Here is a 21,313-nt window from a genome sequence, read left to right as displayed (position 1 = left end):
GGAGGTGCGTCGTTGCGGCTCCCGGCAGGCTCACGGGGAGGGGTAGTTATGAAGGGTGGTTATGCGGCGCTGATCCTGAACTGCGTGAAGGTCGCCGTCCCGGCGTGCCCCTGGCCCGTCGGGGCGAGGGCGACCAGGCCGAGCAGGGCGCCGACCCAGCGCCACGGGGTGGCGGCGAAGGTCTGCCCGGAGGGGCGGAAGCCGTCCCCGGTGTCGTACGAGAAGCGGCAGCGGGCACCGGCCCCGGCCTCGATCCGCAGCCTCGCCCGGCCCTCGGGGACGAGCCGCGGATGGTCGGCGTCGCGTTCCCTCTCCGCCACCGTCTCGGCGAACCGGTGCACCAGGTGCGCGGTGCCGTCCGGTCCCCGCTGGAGCCCGATCCAGCGGTAGGCGTCGCCGAGGACCGCGAGGCCGGCCCGTGCCCCGGGCTCCCGGCTGTCGAGCCGCAGTTCCACCTCGACGGTGCACGGGGTGCCGGGCAGCCGCTGGGTGAGCACGTTCGCCAGTCCGCGCAGGTCGTGCGCGTCGGCGGTGCGCACGCAGGTCAGCCGCAGCCCGTCGGCGGAGTGCTGGGTGGCCCAGCCTTCCTGGGGGTTCGCGGTCCACTGCCACTGGCGGCCGTGACGGCCTCCGGGGAAGTCGTCGTCGGTGGCGGGTGCCGCGGCCGGCTGCGCGGGCAGGTCCGGCCTGTGGTGCCCGGCGACCGGCGCGCCGGCGTCCCCCAGCACCGGCCAGCCTCCCGCGGACTCCCAGTGCATCGGCTGGAGGTGCACGACCCTGCCGTACGCCCCGCGCTGCTGGAAGTGCAGGAACCAGTCCTCGCCTGACGGGGTGCGCACCCAGCCGCCCTGGTGGGGGCCGTTGACGTCGGTGTCCCGCTGCTCCAGGACGACCTTCTCCTCGTACGGCCCGAAGAACCCGCGTGACCGGAAGGCGCCCTGCCAGCCGGTCTCCACTCCCCCGGCGGGCGCCAGGATCCAGAACCAGCCGTCGTGCCGGTAGAGCTTGGGGCCCTCCAGGGTGAACCAGCCGGGGATGCGGTCGCCGTCGACGATCACCTTGCCCTCGTCGAGGAGTTCGGTGCCGTGGGGATGCATGCGGTGGCCGGTGAGCCGGTTCTTGACACCGGAGCGGGACTTCGCCCAGGCGTGCACGAGATACGCCTCGCCGCTCTCCTCGTCCCACAGCGGGCACGGGTCGATCAGGCCCTTGCCGGCCTTCACCAGGTGGGGGCGGGTCCAGGGGCCCCGGATCTCGGGGGCGTTGACCTGGAAGATGCCCTGGTCGGGGTCGCCCCAGAAGATCCAGAACCGGTCGTCGTGGTGGCGCAGGGCCGGCGCCCAGACCCCGCAGTCGTGCCGGGGAGCCGTGAACTCGCTCTCGGGTTCCAGCCGTTCGAGGGCATGGCCGACGAGCGTCCAGTTGACCAGGTCGCGGGAGTGCAGCAGCGGCAGTCCGGGGACACGGCCGAAGCTGGAGGCGGTGAGGTAGAAGTCGTCGCCGACGCGGATCACGTCGGGGTCGGACCAGTCGGCGTTCAGGACCGGGTTCCGGTAGGTGGCGTCCGTCGGCGCGGCACTCATGGGCTCACCGCCTTGCGGACCAGGGCGGCGGCGTCGTCCCGGCCGAGCCGTCCGTCGGCGACGACGGTGACGACGCGGCGGACCACCGTCTCCCCGGGCGGGATCGGCAGCCGTTCGTCGTGGGCGAGGGAGGAGCCGACGCCGGGGTACTCCGCGGTGCGCACGAACCAGGGGTCGCGGCGGGTCGGTGCGGTGGCCCCGGCGAAGACCAGCGTCCAGCGGGTGCCGGCCAGGGCGAGCCAGTCGGCCCGGTGGCCGTGCACCGCGGCCTCGCCCTCGGTGGAGGCGGTGAAGACGTCCGGTGCCGTCGCCTCCTTGCGGGCCCGCCAGAAGAAGCCGCCGTAGGCCGCGCCGGGGCGGCCGTTGGTGGCCGGGCTGCCGATGGAGAGCGGGAGCCCGGTGGCGTTGGTGAGGGAGAAGGTGAAGTCCAGCGCCCAGGCGGTGTCGGTGAGTTCGGTGGCGGTGACCGTACGGCGCTCCCGCAGCAGTTCGCCCGGTGCGGCGATCCAGCGCAGTTCCTCGACGAAGCCGTCGGGGTCCCGCAGCTGGAAGGAGGTGTGCCGCTGGGCGCCGTGGTTGTCCAGTTCGGTCGGACCCCGGTCGCGGACGTAGGTGCGTCCGCCCCAGAAGTTGTGCCCCTCGACGTCGGGAACGGCGACACCGACGCCGAGGTGGTGGGTGTGGTCCGCGGGGGACAGTTCGGTGACCGCCGTGCCGGCCAGGGTGGTGACGGGGTGCAGATAGGGGCGCGGGGAGAGCCTGCGGGGCAGCTCGGGCCGGGAGACGTACCGGCCGACCGGCCGCCCGGCGACGCGCAGGACCGTGGAGTCGTTGCTGGTCATCGGGTGTTCACCTCTTTCGGCGGGTGCTGTGCGGGGCGCTGGGCGGGCGGCGCCCAGGGGGCGCCGAGTTCGGAGTAGAGGGACAGGGTGTCGGCGGCGGCCTCGACGAGCCGGTCGACGCCGGGCACGACCCGGCGGTTCTCGCCGGGGACGCGGTGCCAGGCGCCGTCGGGCAGCGGGGCGGGGTCGGGGGCCCGCCGGATCGCCTCGACGACCTTCATGAAGGCGCCGGTCGCGTCCGGGGGGACCAGCAGGGGGGCGCCGGTGGTGAGGTGCGCGACGAGGTTCTCCAGCAGATCGGTGCGGTCGAAGTGGAGTTCCTCGGGACCGTGGCCCGCGCGCTGGACCAGGACGCGGTCCTGCTTGTACCAGAAGGTGATGCGGCCGCTGGTGCCGTGCACCAGGACGTACGGTTCGCCGGACCGCTCCGCGCACAGGGTCGCGGCGACGGTGACCGGCCGGCCCTGTGCGGTGGTGATCCGGACGCAGGAGGTGTCGTCGGACTCGATGTCGTTGGCGCGCAGCAGTTCGGTCTCGATGCCGGTGACGTCCTCGGCGCGGGTGCTGCCGCCCAGCGCCAGCGCGGTGGCGACGGCGTGGGCGAGCGGGTTGGTCAGCGCCCCGTCGACCACGTCGACGCCGTCCATCCGGCGCCGGCCCGCCCAGGGAGCCCGCCGGAAGTAGTCCTCGGCGCGCACCCAGGCCCCGGCGCCGCCGATCCCGGTGACCCGGCCGATCGCGCCCTCGGCGACCAGTTCGCGGATCGCGGGCACGGCGTGCGAGCCCAGCGACTGAAAACCGATCTGGCAGGCGGCACCGGCCGCGGCGACCCCGTCGGCCATCCGGCGGAACTCGGCGTAGGACGGCGCGGGCGGCTTCTCCAGCAGGATGTGCACGCCCCGTTCGGCGGCGGCGAGGGCGAGGTCGGTGTGGGTGGGGATCGGGGTGCAGACGACGGCGATCCCGGCTCCGGTGGACTCCAGCAGGGCGCCGAAGTCGGCGGACTGCTCGGGAAGTTCGCCGCCGGGCCCGCCCTCCAACTCGTCCTCGGTGAGCGGGGTGAGCTCGCAGACGCCGGCCAGCCGGACGAGTCCCGCCTCCTGGAGCCGGCGGATGTTCTCCAGGTGCCAGCGGCCGTGGCCGCGGGCACCGGCGAGCACGACGGGGATCGGGCGGGACACGGGCCGGGGCGCGGACCGGAACGTGGACTGAGGCACGGTCATCCCTTCACCGCCCCCGCGCTGAAACCGGTGATCAGCCACTTCTGGATGAAGGCGAACACGATCACGACGGGCACGGCCGCGATGATGCCGCCCGCGGCGAGGGCGCCGAGGTCGACGCTGTCCGCGCTCATCAGGGTGTTGAGGCCGACCGGGATGGTCTGCTTCTCCTGGTTGTTGAGGAACATCAGGGCGAACAGGAAGTGGTTCCAGGAGTGGACGAAGGCGAACGAGCCGACGGCGATCAGACCGGGCCGCAGCAGCGGCAGGACGATCACCCGGAACGCCCGCATCCTGCTGCATCCGTCGACCCAGGCGGCCTCCTCCAGGGAGTACGGCACGTTCTTGATGAAGTTGCTGATGAGGATGATCGACAGCGGCAGCTGGAAGACCGTCTCGGCGATGATGACGCTGCCCAGCGAGTTGATCATCTGCAGCCCGGCGAAGATCTCGAACAGCGGGACCAGGAGCAGCGCGCCGGGCACGAACTGGGAGCACAGCAGGGCGAGCATGAAGACCCGCTTGACGCGGAAGTCGAACCGGGCGAGCGCGTAGCCGCCGGCCAGCGCGACGAGCGTCGTCGCGAGCAGGGTGGCGACGCCCACGAGCACGCTGTTCTGGAAGAAGGTGCCGAAGGCGCGGTCCGTCCAGACCTTCTCGAAGTGGACCGTGGTCATCGGCCAGGGCACCAGCGAGGTCGAGCCGGCCGGGCGCAGCGCGAAGAGCAGGATCCAGTAGAAGGGGATGAGCGTGAACAGCAGGTAGATGCCCAGCGGGAGGTAGATGTGCCAGCGGGGCACCTCGTCCCAGGCGCGGTGCCTCTTCCTCGCGGGGCGGCTCGGCGGCTCGGCGGCGGAGCGCGCGGGGGCGGGGGCGGCCGGAGCCGCCTCTTTGGTGATCACTTGCTTTCGCCTCCGAACTTGCTCAGCCGCAGGTAGACGATCGAGCAGAAGAGCAGAATCACGAACGCGACCGTGGTGAGCGCCGAGGCGTAACCGAAGTTGTGGGCGTCGACGCTGGTGTTGGCGATGTAGAGGGGGAGCGTCGTGGTCACGCCGGCCGGTCCGCCGCCGGTCAGGGTGTAGAGCAGGTCGACGTTGTTGAACTCCCACACCGCGCGCAGCAGTGTGGACAGGATGATGGCGTCCTTGAGGTGGGGCAGGGTGATGTGCGTGAACTGCTGGAAGCGGCTGGCCCCGTCGACCTCTGCGGCCTCGTACAGGTCCTTGGAGACGGACTGGAGGTCGGCCAGGATGAGGATGGCGAAGAAGGGGACGCCGCGCCACAGGTCGGCGACGACCACCGCCGAGAAGACGGTGGAGGTGTCCGACAGCCAGCTGGTGCCGTAGTCGCCGATGCCCATGTCGGCGAGGTAACGCGTGATGCCGGTCTGGGAGTTGTAGAGGAGCACCCAGATCGCCGAGGTCAGTACGCCGGAGACGGCCCACGGGGAGAAGACCAGGGCGCGGCCGATGCCCCGGCCGACGAAGGTCTGGTTGACGATGAGCGCCAGCGCGAGCCCGAACATCAGCTGCAGGCCGACCTCGACGAAGACCCACTTGGCGCTGAAGACCAGGGTGTCCCAGAACAGCGGGTCCTCGGTGAAGAGGTGGACGAAGTTGTCGAAGCCCGCGAATCCGTTCCGCCACGGCTTGGTGGGGTTGTAGTGCTGCAGGCTGTAGTAGAAGACGCTGATGACGGGGTAGGCGATGAAGCCCAGCATGAGCAGTCCCGCCGGGGCGATCAGCAGGTACGGCAGTCTGCGCGGCGTGGCGGAGGCACGGCGCCGCCTCGGTGGCGTGGGCGGTTTCGCCACGGCTGCGGCTTGGGCCATGACTGTTCTCCGTTTCTCGGTACGTCGTGCTGTGCGGTGCGTTCCCGGTACGGGACGTTCCCGGTACAGGGCGTTCCCGGTACGGGGTGAAGCGCTTTCTACATGGGTGTGCGGACAGGCCGGCAGCCCGGTGGGTCAGCCCGCGTAGGGGTCCTGCACCGCGCCCGGCCGGGCGAGGAACTCGAAGTCGCAGCCGGTGTCGGCCTGGGTGATCTGCTCGTTGTAGAGCGCGCCGTAGCCGCGCTCGTAGCGCACGGGCGGCGGCGTCCACTCGGCCCTGCGGCGCGCCAGCTCCTCGTCGTCCACGTTGAGTTGCAGTTTCCGCTGCTCGACGTCGAGGGTGATCGAGTCGCCGGTGCGTACCAGCGCCAGCGGCCCGCCGACGTACGACTCGGGGGCGACGTGCAGCACGCAGGTGCCGTAACTCGTGCCGCTCATCCGGGCGTCGGAGATCCGCACCATGTCCCGCACCCCCTGCTTGAGCAGGTGGTCGGGCAGGGGCAGCATCCCGTACTCGGGCATCCCGGGCCCGCCCTTGGGGCCGGAGTTGCGCAGCACCAGCACATGGTCGGCGGTGATGTTCAGCGCCGGGTCGTTGATGGTGCGCTGCATGGTCCGGTAGTCGTCGAAGACGACCGCGGGTCCGGTGTGCCGCAGCAGGTGCGGTTCGGCGGCGATGTGCTTGATGACGGCGCCGTCCGGACAGAGGTTGCCGCGCAGTACGGCGAGCCCGCCCTCGTCGGCGACCGGCTTGTCCCGGGGCCGGATGACGTCGTCGTGGTGCACCCGCGCGCCGGCGATCTGTTCGCGCAGGGTGTCGTGGCAGACGGTGGGCCGGTCCAGGTGGAGCAGGTCCGGTATCCGGGAGAGGAAGCCGGGCAGACCGCCCGCGAAGTGGAAGTCCTCCATCAGGTACGTCTGTCCGCCGGGCCGTACGTTGGCCAGCACCGGGACGGTGCGGGCGATGCGGTCGAAGTCGTCGAGGGTGAGTCCGACGCCCGCGCGGCCGGCCATCGCGATCAGATGGATCACGGCGTTGGTGGAGCCGCCCAGGCCCAGGACGGTGGTCACCGCGTCCTCGAAGGCCTCCGCGGTGAGGATGTCGCTCAGTTTCCGGTCCCGGTGGACCAGTTCGACGATGCGCAGGCCGGCCGCGGCGGCCATCCTGTCGTGCCCGGAGTCGACGGCGGGGATGCTGGAGGCGCCCGGGACCGTGACGCCGAGGGCCTCGGCGGCGGCGGTCAGCGTGGAGGCCGTCCCCATGGTCATGCAGTGGCCGGGCGAGCGGGCCAGGCCGCTCTCGATCTCCTGCATCTCGCAGTCGCCGATGACGCCGGCCCGCTTGTCGTCCCAGTACTTCCACATGTCGGTGCCGGAACCGAGCACCTCGCCCCGCCAGTGGCCCGGCAGCATGGGCCCGGCCGGGACGAAGACCGCCGGCAGGTCGGCGCTGGCCGCGCCCATGAGCAGGGCGGGCGTGGACTTGTCGCAGCCGCCCATCAGCACGGCGCCGTCGACCGGGTAGGAGCGCAGCAGTTCCTCGGTCTCCAGGGCGAGGAGGTTGCGGTAGAGCATCGGGGTCGGCTTCTGGAAGGTCTCGCTGAGCGTGGAGACCGGGAACTCGAGCGGGAAGCCGCCTGCCTGCCAGACGCCCCGCTTGACCGCCTGCGCGCGGTCGCGCAGGTGACTGTGGCAGGGGTTGATGTCGGACCAGGTGTTGAGCACGGCGATGACGGGCTTGCCCAGGTGCTCCTCGGGCAGGTAGCCGAGCTGGCGGGTGCGGGCGCGGTGGCTGAAGGAGCGCAGCCCGTCCGTGCCGTACCACTGGTGGCTGCGCAGCTCCTCGGGCCGCTTCCTCGGGACGTCCGTCGAGACATTCGTCGAGGCGTTCACCGGGGTGTTCACCGGTGTGCTCATACGGACCACCCCGCGGCTATCGCGGCGACCTCGGCCCGCTCGTGCTCGGCCAGTTGCCTGCTCGGCGGGCGGACCTCGCGGCGGCACAGGCCGAGGGAGGCGAGGGCCTCCTTGACGACGGTGACGTTGTCGGCGGAACCGTCGGCACCGCGCAGTTCCTCGAAACGGCGGATCTGCTCCCAGACCTTCATGGCGGTCGCGTAGTCGCCCGACCGGAGCGCCCCGATCATGTTCAGCGACACCGACGGGGCGACGTTGACCAGGCCGGAGGTGAAGCCGGTGGCACCCGCCGAGAAGTAGGAGGGGGCGTACGGCTCGGCCAGCCCGGCGACCCACACGAACCGCTCGATGCCGGCGTCCCGCGCGAAGGCGGCGAACTTCGCCGCGTCCGGTACGGAGTACTTCACACCGATGACGTTGGGGCAGGTGTCGGCGAGTTCGGCGAGGCGGGAGCCGGTGAGCCGGGCGTTGCGGATGTAGGGGACGACACCCAGTTCCGGCACGGCCTCGGCGACGGCGCGGTGGTAGTCGACCCAGCCGCTCTGGGAGACGTAGGGGTGGACGGGCTGGTGCACCATCACCATCCGTGCGCCGAGGTCACGGGCGTGCCGGGCGGAGGCGACCGCGGTCGGTATGTCGTGGCCCACGCCGACCAGGACGGACGAGCCGTCACCGGTCTCCTTCATGGTCAGCTCGGCGACGGTGCGCCGCTCCTCGGGCGTCAGGGCGTAGAACTCGCCGGTGTTGCCGTTGGGGGTCAGGGTGGTGACGCCGGCGTCGAGGAGGCGGCGCAGCAGGGCCCGGTAGCCGGCCTGGTCGACGGAGCCGTCCTCGGCGAACGGGGTCACCGGGATCGCCACCACGTCGGCCAGGGCCGCCCGCTGGGTCTCGAACGTCGTCGTCATGCCTGACCGTCCTCGCTCTTCTGGTTCGGGGCTTCCGGTGCTTCCTGGGCCGCCCGGGGTGCCCGGGTCTCGAGGTCCGCGTCGGGAAAGGCCCGGCGCACGAAGGAGGCGATGTGCGCGTGCAGGGCGCGTGCCGCGCCGTCCGCGTCCTTGTCGAGGGCGAGCCGCAGGATCTCGCGGTGCTCGCTCGCCTCCCGCTCCCAGGAGGGGTCGGCGGCCCAGGCCACGGCGGAGACGAGTGCCGCCTGGTCGCGGACCTCGTCGAGCATCCGGCCGAGCAGCGGGTTGCCGCACGGCATGTACAGCGCGCGGTGGAACTCGCGGTTGCTCAGGGAGCGTTCGGCGGTGTCGGTGGCCTCGTCGGCCCGGGTCAGCGCGTCGCGCGCGGCGTCCAGGGAGGCACCGCGCCGGACGGTGCGCCGGAGCGCCTCGGGTTCGAGGAGGAGCCGCACGTCCTGGACCTCGCGCGCCATGTCCGCGTCGACCATGCGCACCGTGACGCCCTTGTACTGGCTCATCACGACCAGCCCGGTACCGGCCAGGGTCTTGAGGGCCTCGCGCACCGGGGTCTTGGACACCCCGAACTGCGCGGCGAGGTCGGCCTCGACCAGGGCCTGGCCCGGTGTCAGCCGGCCGGTGAGGATGCGTCGTTTGATCTCCTCCAGCACGTACTGCGTGCGGGAGGGGATCGGCAGGGGCACAGAGGTCATGCGCGCCTCTCGGATCTCACATATCGCGTCTCATATATGACGTACGAAGTACGACGCGATGAAACTAGAAGCGGCCCGGGGTTTCGTCAATGCTTCTGACAAAGGAAGTTCCGGGGCCGCGCACGCGACGGCCGGGCACCCGTCTCGTCCGGGTGCCCGGCCGTCCGGGAGAACTCCTGGTCAGGCCTTTCGCGTCCACCCCGGATCGCGGCCGCCCAGCCCCACGGTCCGGTCCAGCAGCGGGGCGTCGGACGGCACCGGCACCACGGGGCCGAAGATGCCCTCGCCGCCGTCCCGGCCGGGTTCCGCCGCGGCGGCGCGGAGGAAGGCGTGCGCGGCCTCGAGGGCGGCGGGGTCGGGCGCGTAGTCCTGGCCGGTGGCGCGGGCCAGGTCCCAGCCGTGGATCACCAGTTCGTCGGCGGCCACGGCTCCGGCCACCTCGCCCGGCAGGTCCACTCCCCCGGCCCTGGTCATGCCGGTCCAGGCCCCGGGGTCCCGCCAGGCGTCGGCGAGTTCGCCGAGCACTCGGGGCAGCTCCTCGCGCCAGCCGGGCCCGAGGTCCGGCAGGGCGGTGTCCGGGCTGGTGTCGGTGGTGGCGCCGAGGTCCTTGCGCCCGGCGTCGCGAAAGGCGGCGGACAGCCCCACGAGGTGGCCCAGGATGTCGCGCACCGCGTACCGCGGGCAGGGCGTCCCGTCCACGAGCTGCACGTCGGCGACCCCCTCGGCAAGCCGCGCCACGACCCGCACCTGCGGCCCGAGGTCGAGAATCGAGTCGGTCATGGGCTGCTCCTCCGTGGCCGTGCAGGGATGTGCTTCCTGGGAGGTGGACCTATGCCGCACCCGGAACTCATCGCTCCTTCCTGTGTCCTCTACGGCGTCTGCCCGATCCCCACGTCCGGTCCTTAGCCCCACGATGACCGGGTATGACGACGAACAGGACGACAGGCGGGACGCCGGACGGCCCGACGTGGGCGCTGGTGCGCGTGCTCCGTGACCCGAATGCCGGGCTCCTCCTCGCCGGGGTCGTGGTCTCCGGCTTCGGCACCTCCGCGCTGTGGCTCGCCTCCGGGATCTGGGTCAAGGACCTCACCGGCTCGGACGGTCTGGCCGCCCTGTGCCTGCTGGCCATGTGGGCGCCCACCCTGGCCGGCCCACTGCTGGGCACACTCTCCGACAGGGTCCGCCGCAAGCCCCTGCTGATCGGCACGAGTCTGCTGATGGCCGCGCTTCTGCTCACCCTCGTCACCGTCGACTCGCCGCAGACCCTGTGGCTCCTCTTCACCGTCCTGTTCGTGTACGGCGCGGCAGGCGTCGTGAACGACGCGGCCGAGTCGGCGCTGGCCGCCACCGCCGTGGACCGGTCGCTCCTCGGTGACCTGGGCGGGCTGCGCATGACCGCCACCGAGGGCATGAAACTGCTGGCCCCACTGGCGGGCGCGGGCCTCTACACGGCCCACGGCGGAGCGGCAGTCGCCTTTCTGGACGCGGTCACGTTCGCGGGCGCGGCGGTGCTGTACCTGTTCCTGCAGGTCCGCGAGGAGCGTCCCGCACCGCCGGCCCCCGGCCGACGTGGACAAACCGCCGAGGGCATCCGCTTCCTCCGCTCCCACCCGGCCCTGCGGCCCCTGGTCCTGGCGGGTGGCGCCACGATGCTGTGCGCGGGACTGAACGGTGCGCTGGTCTACGCCGTCGTCGACGGCCTCGGCCACTCCCCCGCGTACTCCGGTGTGCTGTACGCCGTCCAGGGCGCCGGGTCGGTGGTTCTCGGCCTGTGCGCGGGGCCCGCCCTGCGCCGCCTGGGCGAGCGGCGGTTCGCGGCGTACGGGATCGTCCTGCTGGCCGGCGGGGTGGCGCTGCGGGCGGTGCCGTCCGATCCGGTGGCGTGGGCGTGCAGCGCGGCGATCGGTGCGGGGCTGCCCGCCCTGCTGATCGCCGCGCTGACCGCCGTGCAGCGCGAGACCCCGGGCCCGCTGCTGGGCCGGGTCACCGCCACCGCCAACACCCTGGTGTTCACCCCGAACGTGATCGGGCTGGCGGCCGGCGCGGCGCTGGTGGAGCTGATCGACCACCGGCCCGTGCTGGCCGCCCTCGGACTCGCCCTGCTGGTGCCGGCGGCAAGGCTGTTTCAGAGCGCGGCGAGCGCCGAGCGTACCGACTCCAGGTCGTCGTCCGATGCCAAGCCGGCGTGGTAGAGGCGTAGTTCCGTGGCGCCGAGGCGGCGGGCCTCGGTGGCGTCCGCGGTGAGGGTGCCGGGGCTGCCGCCCATGCCGGAGACCACGGTGAAGTTGGCGGCGAGGACGCTGCCCGGGTGGTTCTCCCGGGCGAACGGCGTCAGCGGGCCGGGGTCCCCGGTGCAGGGGACGACCACACCGTCGGCGACGGAGAGGATGTGCCCGGGGTCGACGCCGGCGTTGGCGCCGCAGTGGTACGGCACCGGGTCCGCGTGCAGCAGGACCTGGAAGCCCTCGGGCGCCGCGTCGCGTACCGCCCGGACCGCCGTCTCCTGGAGCGTGCGGGCCGTTTCCTCGCGCCACGCGCGCGCGGCGGCCGCCGGCTTCGCGCCGAGGAGCTTCTCGACGCCCGTCCAGCCTCCGCCGGAGGGCGCCCCCCGCCACACCGGCTCCAGCGCGGTCCGCACGGAGGCGGCCAGTTCACCGGCGTCCAGGCCCTGGGCCCCGTAGCCCTCGTGGCAGGACGGGCAGAAGCACAGGGACATCAGGTACTGCCCCGCGTCCCCGAGGCCGACCCCGGCGGTCTTGTCGTGGGCGTGCAGGTGGGCCAGCCCGTACCAGCCGAGGGACTCCAGTTCGGTGCCGCGCGCTCCGGGCCGCACCGCCGCCTCGGCGGCCAGGTCGGTCAGGTACGCGCGCGTGGCGGGCTGCGCGATGCACGGCGCCCAGGGGTAGCGGTCGCCGTAGGCGTTGACGACCGAGGTGGCGGGGTGTTCGGCGCCGAGCCGGGAGTTGTGCGCGAGCACGACCCAGGTGTGCACCTCCAGGCCCGCCTGTGCGAGCGCCGTCGCGGCCTCGCCGAAGGCGTCGCCGGGGGCCCAGTCCCCCGCCGGGTGGGGGCGCGGGGTGCGGCCCGTCCAGTGGGCGCCGGGCGGGTAGAGCACGGCCGCGTACTCGGCGGTGACCACGCGGTGGCGCGGGTGGCGGGGGGTCAGCGCACGGGTGGAGTGGTAGGCGGAGGCGAGCGTCACCTGCGCCACGCCGAGCGCGGCGATCCGCGCGGGAGCCTCCGGGTCCCCGTTGACGTCCCAGGGGTAGACGAACGCCGATGCCTTCACTTGGCCTCCTCGAGCAGCGCGAGCCCTCGCTCGATCAGCCGGGCGAGTTGTTCGACATGATCCCCGGACGGTTCGTCCAGCGGCGGCCGCACCTCGCCCACGTCGAGCCCGCGCAGCCGCACCCCGGCCTTGACCAGGGAGACGGCGTACCCGGGGCCCTGGTCGCGCAGTTCGACGAAGGGCCGGTAGAAGCCGTCCAGCAGGCGGTCCACGGTGGCCCGGTCGCCGGTGCGCAGGGCCTGATGGCAGGCGAGGGCGACCTCGGGCAGGAAACAGAACACCGCGGACGAGTAGAGGGTGACGCCGATGCCCCGGTAGGCGGGCTGGGTCAGTTCGGCGGTGGGCAGCCCGTTGAAGTAGAGGAAGTCGCCGGGAGCCTCGGTGCGTACGGCGCTGAGGGTCCGCTGCAGGAGGTCGAGGTCGCCGTGGCCGTCCTTGAGGCCGATGATCCCGTCGGTGCGGGACAGTCCGACGACGCTCGCGGGGGTGAACACGGCGTTGTCGCGCTGGTAGACGATCACCGGCAGGGTGGTCGCCGCGGCGAGCTCCCGGTAGTGCCGCAGCAGCCCCTCCTGGCCGGCCCGTACCAGGTAGGGCGGCATGGCGAGCAGCCCGTCCGCCCCGGCGCGTTCGGCGAGTCCGGCCCAGTGCACCGCGAGCCCGGTGCCGTAGCCGGCGCCCGCGACGACCGGGACGCGTCCCTCGGCCGCTTCGACGGCGGCCCGCACACAGACCTCGAACTCCTCGGGCGTCAGGGCGTGGAACTCCCCGGTCCCACAGCAGGCGAAGACGGCGGCGGCCCCGGCCTCGACCCCGCGCCGTACATGGAGCCGGTAGGTGTCGAGGTCGATGGCGCCGTCGGTTCCGTAGGCGGTGACCGGGAAGAACAGCGGTCCGCTGGGGTTGCCGAGTCGGGCGGCGAGAGGGGCTGGCGTCACAAGCTCTCCCTGGTCCATATTCATGATTGACGTCTACATCTCTGAACGATGCCACGCTAGGGCGCCCGGGGGACGCCGGTCAAGCAGGCCGACCGGGCAGGCAGCAGCCGATTCCCCCCATCCGCGCGAAGGCACGGGATACTTGACGGGCCACGGCCCTCCTCCCTAGCGTGTCCACGAATATGAATGCCGTGCGCACACATGCACGGCCGGTGATGCAAGGAGACCCCTGGATGCCCGCTCCCCGCACCGTTCTGCTCACCGGCGCCGCCGGCGGCCTCGGCACCCTGATGCGGGGCCTGCTCCCGGACTACGGCTACCGGCTGCGCCTGCTCGACCTGCACCCGGTCGAGGGCGAGCCGGACGCGATCGTCGCGGACCTGGCCGACCAGGAGGCCGTGCGCGAGGCGGTCCGCGGTGTCGACGCGATCATCCACCTCGCGGGCATCTCCCTCGAGGCCTCCTTCGAGAAGATCCTCGCGGCGAACATCGAGGGCACCTACCACCTGTACGAGGCCGCACGAGAGGAGGGCGTCGGGCGCATCGTCTTCGCCTCCTCCAACCACGCCGTCGGCTACACCCCCCGCCCTGCGGCCGACGGCCCGCTCATCCCCGTCGACACCCCGCACCGCCCGGACACCTTCTACGGTCTGTCCAAGTGCTTCGGCGAGGACCTCGCCCAGCTCTACTGGGACAAGCACGGCCTGGAGACCGTCTCCGTACGCATCGGGTCCTGTTTCCCCGAGCCGACCAGTGTGCGGATGCTCTCGATCTGGATGAGCCCCGCCGACGGCGCCCGCCTCCTGCACGCCGCCCTGACCGCCGAGCACGTCGGACACACGGTCGTCCACGGCTCCTCCGCCAACACACGCCTGTGGTGGGACCTCGCCTCCGCGCGTGCGCTCGGTTACGACCCGCAGGACGACTCCGAACCGTTCGCCGCGAAGCTCGTCGCCGAGCAGGGCGAGCTGGATCCGGACAACGAGGCGCACGCGCGCATCGGCGGCCACTTCGTGACCGACCCGCCGATCTGGCCGTACTGAGACCACGGGCCCGACGCACCACCGAAGCCACGGGCCCGGCGCGGCACCGACACAGACGCAGACGCAGACACCGGCACCGGCACCAACACACCGACGGCACGCGCGTACGCGGCCGCGGCGGACATCCGACGCCCCCACCGGCGGGCGGGCACCGAACGGGCCCGCCCGCCGCCGCATTCGGGCACGCGTGATGCCCGTTTCCGTCCCCCGCCCCACCCCCGTGCAGGTCCGAGCCGGGCACTGCTGGAGGCGAACGGGCGGGAACGGGCGATACCGGTTCTACAACAGACCTGGTCAGCCGCGCGGACCACCTGTACAACTGCCTGCAAGGACCTCATAGGGCCCGAACGGGCAGCGAGATCAGGAAGCAGGTGTTCGGCCATGCGTGACAGAACGGCCGAAGAGCGCCAGCGGGAGATCGTGCGGGTGGCGCGCGCCACCGGCTCGGTCGACGTCACGGCGCTCGCCACCGATCTGGGCGTGGCCAAGGAGACCGTGCGACGGGACCTGCGCGCGCTGGAGGACCACGGCCTGGTGCGCCGCACCCATGGCGGCGCCTATCCCGTGGAGAGCGCCGCCTTCGAGACCACGCTCGCCTTCCGCGCCACCAGCCATGTGGCCGAGAAGCGCAGGGTCGCGAACGCCGCGGCCGAGTTGCTCGGCGACGCGGAGACGGTCTTCGTCGACGAGGGCTTCACCCCGCAGCTCATCGCCGAGGCACTGCCCCGGGACCGGCCGCTCACCGTGGTCACCGCCTCCCTGCCGGTCGCGGGCGCGCTCGCCGAGACCGGCACCATGTCCGTGCTGCTGCTCGGCGGCCGGGTCCGCTCCGGCACCCTCGCCACCGTCGACCACTGGACGACGAAGATGCTCTCCGGCTTCGTCGTCGACCTGGCGTTCATCGGCGCCAACGGCATCTCCCGCGAACACGGGCTGACCACGCCCGACCCGGCGGTCAGCCAGGTCAAGACGCAGGCGGTCCGAGCCGCGCGCCGGGTGGTGTTCGCGGGCGTCCACACCAAGTTCGGGGCGGTCAGCTTCTGCCGGTTCGCCGAGGTCGGCGCGTTGGAAGCGATCGTCACGAGCACGCTGCTCCCGGCGTCCGAGGCCCATCGCTACTCCCTGCTGGGACCCCAGGTCATCCGGGTCTGAGCCGGCGGAACCGCACCACGGCGCACCCCGGCGCGCCCCACGCCCCCACGCCATGGAGGCACGACGCACCGCGCGCCGTTTCCACCGCACACCGTTCCACCTCCCCGCGGGCCGAACCGTCCAGGCGATGCCCGGTACCTCCCCGTACGACCGCTCATGCCGAGGAGTGATCCATGCGAACCCCGAGCCGGCGGCGGCCGCCGCGAGCCGCACTCGCCGCGGCCGCCGCAGGGACGCTGCTCGCCCCGCTGCTCTCCGGCTGCTGGGTCGGAGCGGGCGGGGCCGGATCCGGCGGTGACGCCGTCAACGTCCTGATGGTCAACAACCCGCAGATGGTGGAGTTGCAGAAGCTGACCGCCGCGCACTTCACCGAGGAGACCGGCATCAAGGTGAACTTCACCGTGCTGCCGGAGAACGACGTCCGCGACAAGATCAGCCAGGACTTCGCCAACCAGGCCGGCCAGTACGACGTCGCCACCCTCTCCAACTACGAGATCCCGATCTACGCCCGCAACGGCTGGCTCCGGGAGATGGACTCCTACGTCGACGAGGACACCGCCTACGACGAACAGGACGTCCTGGAGCCGATGCGCCGGTCCCTCAGCGGCGACGACGGCAGGCTCTACGGCCAGCCCTTCTACGGCGAGTCCTCGTTCCTGATGTACCGCAAGGACATCCTCGAGCGGGAGGGCCTGACGATGCCGGCCGACCCCACCTGGGAGCAGGTGGCCGACATCGCCGCGAAACTCGACGGGGCCGAGCCCGGCATGAAGGGCATCTGCCTGCGCGGTCTGCCCGGCTGGGGCGAGGTCATGGCGCCGCTGACGACCGTGGTGAACACCTTCGGCGGCACCTGGTTCGACGAGGACTGGAACGCCCGCCTCGACTCCCCCGAGTGGCACCGGGCGACGAAGTTCTACGTCGACCTGGTCCGCGAGCACGGCCAGGCCGGCGCCGCCCAGTCCGGCTTCGCCGAGTGCCTGAACAACACCACCCAGGGAAAGACCGCCATGTGGTACGACGCCACCTCCGCGGCCGGCTCCCTGGAGTCCGCCGGCTCCCCCGTCAAGGGCAGGATGGGCTACGCCCCCGCCCCCGTCGAGAAGACGGAGTCGGCCGGCTGGCTCTACACCTGGGCCTGGGGCATCCAGAACGCCTCCCGGAACCCGGACAACGCCTGGAAGTTCGTTTCCTGGGCCTCCGGCAAGGAGTACGAGCAGCTGGTCGGCGACGAGATCGGCTGGTCGAACGTCCCGGCCGGCAAGCGCGCCTCCACCTACGAGAACCCCGACTACCGCGCGGAGGCCGCGGCCTTCCAGGAGATGACCCGGCTGGCCATCGGGCGAGCCCGCCCGGACGACCCGGGTGTGCAGCCGCGGCCCGCGCCCGGCATCCAGTTCGTCGGCATCCCCGAGTTCACGGACCTCGGCACCCGGGTCTCCCAGGAGATCAGCGCGGCCATCGCCGGACGCCAGTCCGTCGAGTCGGCCCTGAGGAAGTCCCAGCAGCTCGCCGAAGAGATCTCCGAGGAGTACGAGGGACGATGACCGCCACCGCACCGGCCCCCTCAGCCGTCCCGGACAGCCGCACGAGCGGTGGCCGACGCTCCGGCCGGCTGCGCGGCTGGGCCACCAGAGCCCCGCTGCTGCCCGCCCTGATCTTCATGATCGCGGTCACCCAGCTGCCCTTCGTGGCCACGCTGGTGATCTCCTTCTTCGACTGGAACTCCCTCTACCCCGACGCCCGGCGGTTCGCCGGCTTCGAGAACTACGGAGAGGTCCTCGGCGACCCCGCCCTCCGCCGGTCGGTCTGGACGACGATCCTGCTGACGGTGGCGGTCGTCCTCACCAGCCTGGTCCTCGGACTGCTGCTCGCCCTGCTGCTCGACCGGAGGTTCCGCGGCCGGGGCATCGTCCGCACCCTGCTCATCGCCCCGTTCCTGGTGGTGCCGGTGGCGGCGGCCCTGCTGTGGAAGCACGTGCTCTACAACCCCGAGTACGGCCTGCTCAACGGCCTGCTGCACTATGTCGGCGGGCCGCAGCCGGACTGGATCTCGGGCACCCCGCTGCCGGCCGTTCAGGCCGCGCTGGTGTGGCAGTGGACGCCGTTCATGATGCTGATCCTGCTCGCCGGGCTGCAGAGCCGGGACCAGGAGCAGCTCGAGGCGGCCCGTGTCGACGGCGCGAGCGACTGGCAGATCTTCCGCCACCTCACCCTGCCCCACCTGCGCCGCTACCTCGAACTGGGCGCCCTGCTCGGCTCGATCTACATCGTGCAGAACTTCGACGCCGTCTTCACGATCACGTCCGGCGGCCTGGGCACCGCCAACCTCCCCTACACCGTCTACCAGACCTTCTACCAGGCCCATGAGAACGGCCTGGCCTCGGCCGCCGGCGTCCTGGTCGTCATCGGTTCGATCATCATCGCGACCTTCGCCCTGCGCGTCGTGTCGTCCCTGTTCCGCGAGGAGGTGTCCCGCGCATGAGCACCACCGCCGTACGCACCCGCGGCCGGATCCGCAGGGGAGCGGGTCTCGGTCTGGTGGCCTGGCTGGCCGGGATCGTCTTCTTCCTGCCCGTCGCCTGGATGGCGCTGACGTCCTTCCACTCCGAGGAGGACGCGGCCACCAACCCGCCGTCCTTCACCGCCGCCCTCACCCTGGACGGCTACCGCGAGTTCTTCGGCGCGGGCGGCGGCGCGAGCCCCTGGCCGTCCCTGATCAACTCGACGGTGGCGTCCGTGGCCTCGGTGCTCCTGGTCCTGCTGCTCGCGCTCCCGGCGGCGTACGCCCTGTCCGTCCGTCCGGTGAAGCGGTGGACGGACGTCCTGTTCTTCTTCCTCTCCACCAAGATGCTGCCGGTCGTGGCCGGCCTGCTGCCGATCTACCTGTTCGCCAAGAACACCGGGATGCTCGACAACATCTGGCTGCTGGTCCTGCTCTACACGTCCATGAACCTGCCGATCGCCGTGTGGATGATGCACTCCTTCCTCTCGGAGATCCCGGTCGCGGTGATCGAGGCCGCCCGGATCGACGGCGCCCGGCTGCCGACGGTGCTGGCGCGCGTGATCGCCCCGATGGCGCTGCCCGGCATCGCGGCGACGGCCCTGATCTGCTTCATCTTCAGCTGGAACGAACTGCTGTTCGCCCGGGTGCTGACGGGCGTGGTCGCCGGGACCGCCCCCGTCTTCCTGACCGGCTTCATCACCAGCCAGGGCCTCTTCCTGGCCAAGGTGTGCGCCGCGTCGCTGGTCATCTCCCTGCCGGTGCTCGCCGCGGGGTTCGCCGCTCAGGACAAACTCGTCCAGGGCCTGTCGCTGGGAGCCGTGAAATGAAGACCGTGGTGGTGCCGTAGGTTCCCTTCGGCCCTGCGGGCCCCGGTCCTCAGACGCCGGACGGGCTGATTTCAGCCCGTCCGGCGTCTGAGGACCGGGGTCTGGGGCGGAGCCCCAGGTCGGGATGGGAATGGGAAGGGGCGGCGAGGGCGAAATCCTCCCGGGAAACCAATGCTCCCCGATCCGATCCCAGGTAAGGGAACAGTAAAACGCCCCCGCTCGTTCACCCGGCATGACAGCTATGACCCCCGGCTCGAACATCCCCCTCTCCACCGCCCGTGTGGCGGTGGACGTCGCCGCGCCCGTGCGTCTCGACGTTTCGGGCCTGCTGCTCACCGCCGACGGCAAGGTGCGCTCCGACGACGATTTCATCTTCTACAACCAGCCCGCCGGCCCCGGTGTGACCTACCGTTCCGGCGGCGGCACGGCCCCCGACGCCATCATCATCGACACCGCGGCCGTCCCGCCCGGCATCGAGAAGATCGTCGTCACCGCGAGCCCCGACGCCGCAGGACAGACCTTCCAGGGCATCGAGCCGACGGCCACCATCCGCGACGCGGACAGCAGCGCCGTCCTGGCGACGTTCACTCCCCCGAGCCTCGGCTCCGAGACGGCACTGGTGGTCGTCGAGATCTACCTGCGCAACGGCGCCTGGAAGGCCCGCGCGGTCGGCCAGGGCTACGCCAACGGCCTGGCCGGCATCGCCACCGACTTCGGAGTCACGGTCGAGGAACCGGCCGCCCCCGCCCAGCCGGTCACCCCGCCCCCGCCCGCCGTGCAGCCGCCGGTGAGCCCGCCGGCCCCGCCGACGTCCGCCCCGCAGGCCCCGCCGGCGCCCGCCGCTCCCCAGGCGCCGCCCGCCGCCGCGCCCGGCACCGGGAAGATCAACCTCGACAAGGGCCGGGTCAGCCTCCAGAAGCACCAGACCGTCTCCCTGATGAAGGGCGGCCGCCCGCTGCTCTCGCGGGTCCGGATGGGCCTCGGCTGGGAGCCCGCGTACCGGGGCAAGGACATCGACCTCGACGCCTCGGTCATCGCCTACGGCCCGCAGCGCAACCACATCGACAGCTGCTACTTCGGCAAGCTCCAGATCGTGGGCGGCGCGATCCAGCACTCCGGCGACAACCTCACGGGCGAGGGCGCCGGGGACGACGAGACGATCACGGTGGACCTCGGCCGCCTCCCGCAGGACGTCACCGGCCTGGTCTTCACGGTCAACTCGTTCTCCGGCCAGAAGTTCACCCAGGTGGCCAAGGCGTACTGCCGTCTCCTGGACGCCGGCACCGGCGAGGAGCTGGTCCGCTTCGACCTCACCTCCGCCGAGCCGCAGACGGGCGTGATGATGGCGAAGCTGATCCGCCAGTTCACCGGCGAGTGGGAGATGACCGCGATGGGCGAGTTCGTGAAGTCCCGCACGGTCCGCGGCATGGTCAAACCGGCCGCCCAGTCGCTGTAGCCACGCCTACGGTCCCGCGGGCGCCCCGACCATGGGGCGCCCGCTCAGAACCAGTTGCCCACCGGCCGCTCAGAACAGCGCGCTGTACGCGTTCAGCGCGGGCTGCCCGCCCAGGTGGGCGTAGAGCACGGTGGACTCGCGGCCGATCTCGCCGCGGGACACCAGGTCGATCAGCCCGGCCATCGACTTGCCCTCGTACACGGGGTCGGTGACCATCCCCTCCGTGCGGGCCGCGAGCCGCATCGCGTCCAGCGTGGTGTCGTCGGGGATGCCGTAGGTGCCCGCGTGGTACCGCTCGTCCAGTTCGACGTCGCCCTCGGTCAACTCGGCCTTGACCCCGATGAGCCGGCCGGTGTTCTGCGCGATCCGCGCGATCTGTTCGCGGGTGCGGACGGGTGCCGCCGACGCGTCGATCCCGATCACCCGCCGGGGGCGCCCGCCCGCCTCCTCCAGGGCGCGGAAACCGGCGACCATGCCGGCCTGGGTGGACCCGGTGACCGAGCACACGATCACGGTGTCGAAGAAGACGCCCCGCTCTCGCTCCTGCTCGGCGACCTCCTGCGCCCAGTTGGCGAAGCCGAGCCCGCCGAGCGGATGGTCGGAGGCGCCGGCCGGGATGGCATAGGGCTTGCCGCCGGCCTCCTCGACCTCCCTGAGCGCCTGCTCCCAGCTCTCCTTGAAGCCGATCCCGAAACCGGCCCGCACCAGGCGCACATCGGCGCCGGCGAGCCGGCTGATCAGGATGTTGCCGACCTTGTCGTACACGGCGTCCGGCCACTCCACCCAGCTCTCCTGCACCAGTACGCACCCCAGTCCGGCGCGGGCGGCGACGGCGGCGACCTGGCGGGTGTGGTTGGACTGCACCCCGCCGATGGAGACCAGGGTGTCGCAGCCCTGGGCGAGCGCGTCGGCGACCAGGTACTCGAGCTTGCGGGTCTTGTTCCCGCCGTAGGCCACACCGGAGTTGCAGTCCTCACGCTTGGCCCACAGGGTGGCGCCACCGAGATGCGCGGTCAGCCGCTCCAACGGATGCACGGGCGAGGGTCCGAAGAGCAGGGGGTAACGCTCGTAGGCAGACAGGGACATGGGCG

Annotated in this window: 19 protein-coding genes; 7 read left to right on the top strand and 12 right to left on the bottom strand. The window is 72.0% G+C overall.

The window, feature by feature from the left end; genetic code table 11:
• Positions 1-59: 59 nt before the first annotated feature.
• From PYS65_RS28055 to PYS65_RS28015, 9 genes are all read right to left on the bottom strand, one after another.
• Positions 60-1,583, bottom strand: coding sequence for a glycoside hydrolase family 43 protein (locus PYS65_RS28055; protein WP_279336727.1), 1,524 nt, complete (start codon positions 1,581-1,583; stop codon positions 60-62).
• Positions 1,580-2,425, bottom strand: a complete 846-nt coding sequence (locus PYS65_RS28050) for a DUF6807 domain-containing protein (RefSeq protein WP_279336726.1) — start codon at positions 2,423-2,425, stop codon at positions 1,580-1,582. The genes PYS65_RS28055 and PYS65_RS28050 overlap by 4 nt, the downstream gene beginning before the upstream one ends.
• Entirely contained in the window at positions 2,422-3,648 is a 1,227-nt protein-coding gene (locus tag PYS65_RS28045; protein WP_279336725.1) for a Gfo/Idh/MocA family protein, read from the bottom strand. The genes PYS65_RS28050 and PYS65_RS28045 overlap by 4 nt, the downstream gene beginning before the upstream one ends.
• A complete protein-coding gene (locus PYS65_RS28040; protein ID WP_279336724.1) occupies positions 3,645-4,547 on the bottom strand; it encodes a carbohydrate ABC transporter permease in 903 nt (300 codons plus the stop codon). Before PYS65_RS28040 ends, PYS65_RS28045 begins: the two co-directional genes overlap by 4 nt.
• Positions 4,544-5,479: a carbohydrate ABC transporter permease gene (locus PYS65_RS28035; RefSeq protein ID WP_279336723.1), complete on the bottom strand. Its 936-nt coding sequence runs from the start codon at positions 5,477-5,479 to the stop codon at positions 4,544-4,546. The genes PYS65_RS28040 and PYS65_RS28035 overlap by 4 nt, the downstream gene beginning before the upstream one ends.
• A 135-nt stretch (positions 5,480-5,614) precedes the next feature.
• Entirely contained in the window at positions 5,615-7,396 is a 1,782-nt protein-coding gene (gene araD, locus PYS65_RS28030; RefSeq protein WP_279336722.1) for an L-arabinonate dehydratase, read from the bottom strand.
• Positions 7,393-8,301 carry a dihydrodipicolinate synthase family protein gene (locus PYS65_RS28025; protein ID WP_279336721.1) on the bottom strand — a complete coding sequence of 303 codons (909 nt, stop codon included), beginning with the start codon at positions 8,299-8,301 and terminating at the stop codon, positions 7,393-7,395. The genes araD and PYS65_RS28025 overlap by 4 nt, the downstream gene beginning before the upstream one ends.
• Positions 8,298-9,011 carry a GntR family transcriptional regulator gene (locus PYS65_RS28020; protein ID WP_279336720.1) on the bottom strand — a complete coding sequence of 238 codons (714 nt, stop codon included), beginning with the start codon at positions 9,009-9,011 and terminating at the stop codon, positions 8,298-8,300. The genes PYS65_RS28025 and PYS65_RS28020 overlap by 4 nt, the downstream gene beginning before the upstream one ends.
• 180 nt (positions 9,012-9,191) lie before the next feature.
• Complete coding sequence (locus tag PYS65_RS28015; protein ID WP_279336719.1) at positions 9,192-9,791, bottom strand: TIGR03086 family metal-binding protein; 600 nt, start codon at positions 9,789-9,791, stop codon at positions 9,192-9,194.
• Between the two features lie 143 nt (positions 9,792-9,934).
• Here PYS65_RS28015 and PYS65_RS28010 point away from each other — a divergent pair, with 143 nt between their 5' ends.
• Positions 9,935-11,203 (top strand): MFS transporter, encoded by a 1,269-nt coding sequence (locus PYS65_RS28010; protein ID WP_279336718.1) that lies wholly within the window; start codon positions 9,935-9,937, stop codon positions 11,201-11,203.
• On the opposite strand, the gene PYS65_RS28005 is transcribed toward PYS65_RS28010, so the two are convergent.
• Together PYS65_RS28005 and PYS65_RS28000 are read right to left on the bottom strand one after the other, a co-directional pair.
• The gene (locus PYS65_RS28005; protein ID WP_279336717.1) at positions 11,137-12,300 is read right to left on the bottom strand and encodes a hypothetical protein; all 1,164 of its coding nucleotides are present in this window, start codon (positions 12,298-12,300) and stop codon (positions 11,137-11,139) included. The genes PYS65_RS28010 and PYS65_RS28005 overlap by 67 nt on opposite strands.
• The gene (locus PYS65_RS28000; protein ID WP_279336716.1) at positions 12,297-13,238 is read right to left on the bottom strand and encodes a 5-dehydro-4-deoxyglucarate dehydratase; all 942 of its coding nucleotides are present in this window, start codon (positions 13,236-13,238) and stop codon (positions 12,297-12,299) included. The genes PYS65_RS28005 and PYS65_RS28000 overlap by 4 nt, the downstream gene beginning before the upstream one ends.
• Before the next feature lie 233 nt (positions 13,239-13,471).
• Between PYS65_RS28000 and PYS65_RS27995 the strand changes: the two genes are divergently transcribed.
• The 6 genes from PYS65_RS27995 (at position 13,472) to PYS65_RS27970 (ending at position 20,222) form a co-directional block, all read left to right on the top strand.
• Positions 13,472-14,281, top strand: coding sequence for an NAD-dependent epimerase/dehydratase family protein (locus PYS65_RS27995; protein ID WP_279336715.1), 810 nt, complete (start codon positions 13,472-13,474; stop codon positions 14,279-14,281).
• Positions 14,282-14,662: 381 nt separating this feature from the next.
• Positions 14,663-15,433 (top strand): DeoR/GlpR family DNA-binding transcription regulator, encoded by a 771-nt coding sequence (locus PYS65_RS27990; protein ID WP_279336714.1) that lies wholly within the window; start codon positions 14,663-14,665, stop codon positions 15,431-15,433.
• 173 nt (positions 15,434-15,606) lie between these two features.
• On the top strand, positions 15,607-16,980 hold the full coding sequence (locus tag PYS65_RS27985; RefSeq protein ID WP_279336713.1) for an ABC transporter substrate-binding protein: 1,374 nt from the start codon (positions 15,607-15,609) through the stop codon (positions 16,978-16,980).
• Entirely contained in the window at positions 16,977-17,918 is a 942-nt protein-coding gene (locus PYS65_RS27980; protein WP_279336712.1) for a carbohydrate ABC transporter permease, read from the top strand. Before PYS65_RS27985 ends, PYS65_RS27980 begins: the two co-directional genes overlap by 4 nt.
• The gene (locus tag PYS65_RS27975; protein ID WP_279336711.1) at positions 17,915-18,766 is read left to right on the top strand and encodes a carbohydrate ABC transporter permease; all 852 of its coding nucleotides are present in this window, start codon (positions 17,915-17,917) and stop codon (positions 18,764-18,766) included. Before PYS65_RS27980 ends, PYS65_RS27975 begins: the two co-directional genes overlap by 4 nt.
• Positions 18,767-19,007: 241 nt before the next feature.
• Positions 19,008-20,222 carry a TerD family protein gene (locus tag PYS65_RS27970; protein ID WP_279338102.1) on the top strand — a complete coding sequence of 405 codons (1,215 nt, stop codon included), beginning with the start codon at positions 19,008-19,010 and terminating at the stop codon, positions 20,220-20,222.
• 69 nt (positions 20,223-20,291) lie between these two features.
• Here the strand turns inward: PYS65_RS27970 and PYS65_RS27965 are convergent, their stop codons facing one another.
• Positions 20,292-21,308 carry a 1-aminocyclopropane-1-carboxylate deaminase gene (locus tag PYS65_RS27965; RefSeq protein WP_279336710.1) on the bottom strand — a complete coding sequence of 339 codons (1,017 nt, stop codon included), beginning with the start codon at positions 21,306-21,308 and terminating at the stop codon, positions 20,292-20,294.
• Positions 21,309-21,313: the final 5 nt, after the last annotated feature.

The organism is Streptomyces cathayae, assembly GCF_029760955.1.
GTDB classification, from domain to species: Bacteria; Actinomycetota; Actinomycetes; order Streptomycetales; family Streptomycetaceae; genus Streptomyces; species Streptomyces cathayae.
This window is presented reverse-complemented; position numbering and strand designations above follow the sequence as displayed.

Coding starts and splice junctions, on each gene's coding strand:
- PYS65_RS28055 (WP_279336727.1), bottom strand. CDS start 1,583: ATGAGTGCCGCGCCGACGGACGCCACCTACCGGAACCCGGTCCTGAAC.
- PYS65_RS28050 (WP_279336726.1), bottom strand. CDS start 2,425: ATGACCAGCAACGACTCCACGGTCCTGCGCGTCGCCGGGCGGCCGGTC.
- PYS65_RS28045 (WP_279336725.1), bottom strand. CDS start 3,648: ATGACCGTGCCTCAGTCCACGTTCCGGTCCGCGCCCCGGCCCGTGTCC.
- PYS65_RS28035 (WP_279336723.1), bottom strand. CDS start 5,479: ATGGCCCAAGCCGCAGCCGTGGCGAAACCGCCCACGCCACCGAGGCGG.
- araD (WP_279336722.1), bottom strand. CDS start 7,396: ATGAGCACACCGGTGAACACCCCGGTGAACGCCTCGACGAATGTCTCG.
- PYS65_RS28025 (WP_279336721.1), bottom strand. CDS start 8,301: ATGACGACGACGTTCGAGACCCAGCGGGCGGCCCTGGCCGACGTGGTG.
- PYS65_RS28020 (WP_279336720.1), bottom strand. CDS start 9,011: ATGACCTCTGTGCCCCTGCCGATCCCCTCCCGCACGCAGTACGTGCTG.
- PYS65_RS28015 (WP_279336719.1), bottom strand. CDS start 9,791: ATGACCGACTCGATTCTCGACCTCGGGCCGCAGGTGCGGGTCGTGGCG.
- PYS65_RS28010 (WP_279336718.1), top strand. CDS start 9,935: ATGACGACGAACAGGACGACAGGCGGGACGCCGGACGGCCCGACGTGG.
- PYS65_RS27995 (WP_279336715.1), top strand. CDS start 13,472: ATGCCCGCTCCCCGCACCGTTCTGCTCACCGGCGCCGCCGGCGGCCTC.
- PYS65_RS27990 (WP_279336714.1), top strand. CDS start 14,663: ATGCGTGACAGAACGGCCGAAGAGCGCCAGCGGGAGATCGTGCGGGTG.
- PYS65_RS27985 (WP_279336713.1), top strand. CDS start 15,607: ATGCGAACCCCGAGCCGGCGGCGGCCGCCGCGAGCCGCACTCGCCGCG.
- PYS65_RS27980 (WP_279336712.1), top strand. CDS start 16,977: ATGACCGCCACCGCACCGGCCCCCTCAGCCGTCCCGGACAGCCGCACG.
- PYS65_RS27975 (WP_279336711.1), top strand. CDS start 17,915: ATGAGCACCACCGCCGTACGCACCCGCGGCCGGATCCGCAGGGGAGCG.
- PYS65_RS27970 (WP_279338102.1), top strand. CDS start 19,008: ATGACCCCCGGCTCGAACATCCCCCTCTCCACCGCCCGTGTGGCGGTG.
- PYS65_RS27965 (WP_279336710.1), bottom strand. CDS start 21,308: ATGTCCCTGTCTGCCTACGAGCGTTACCCCCTGCTCTTCGGACCCTCG.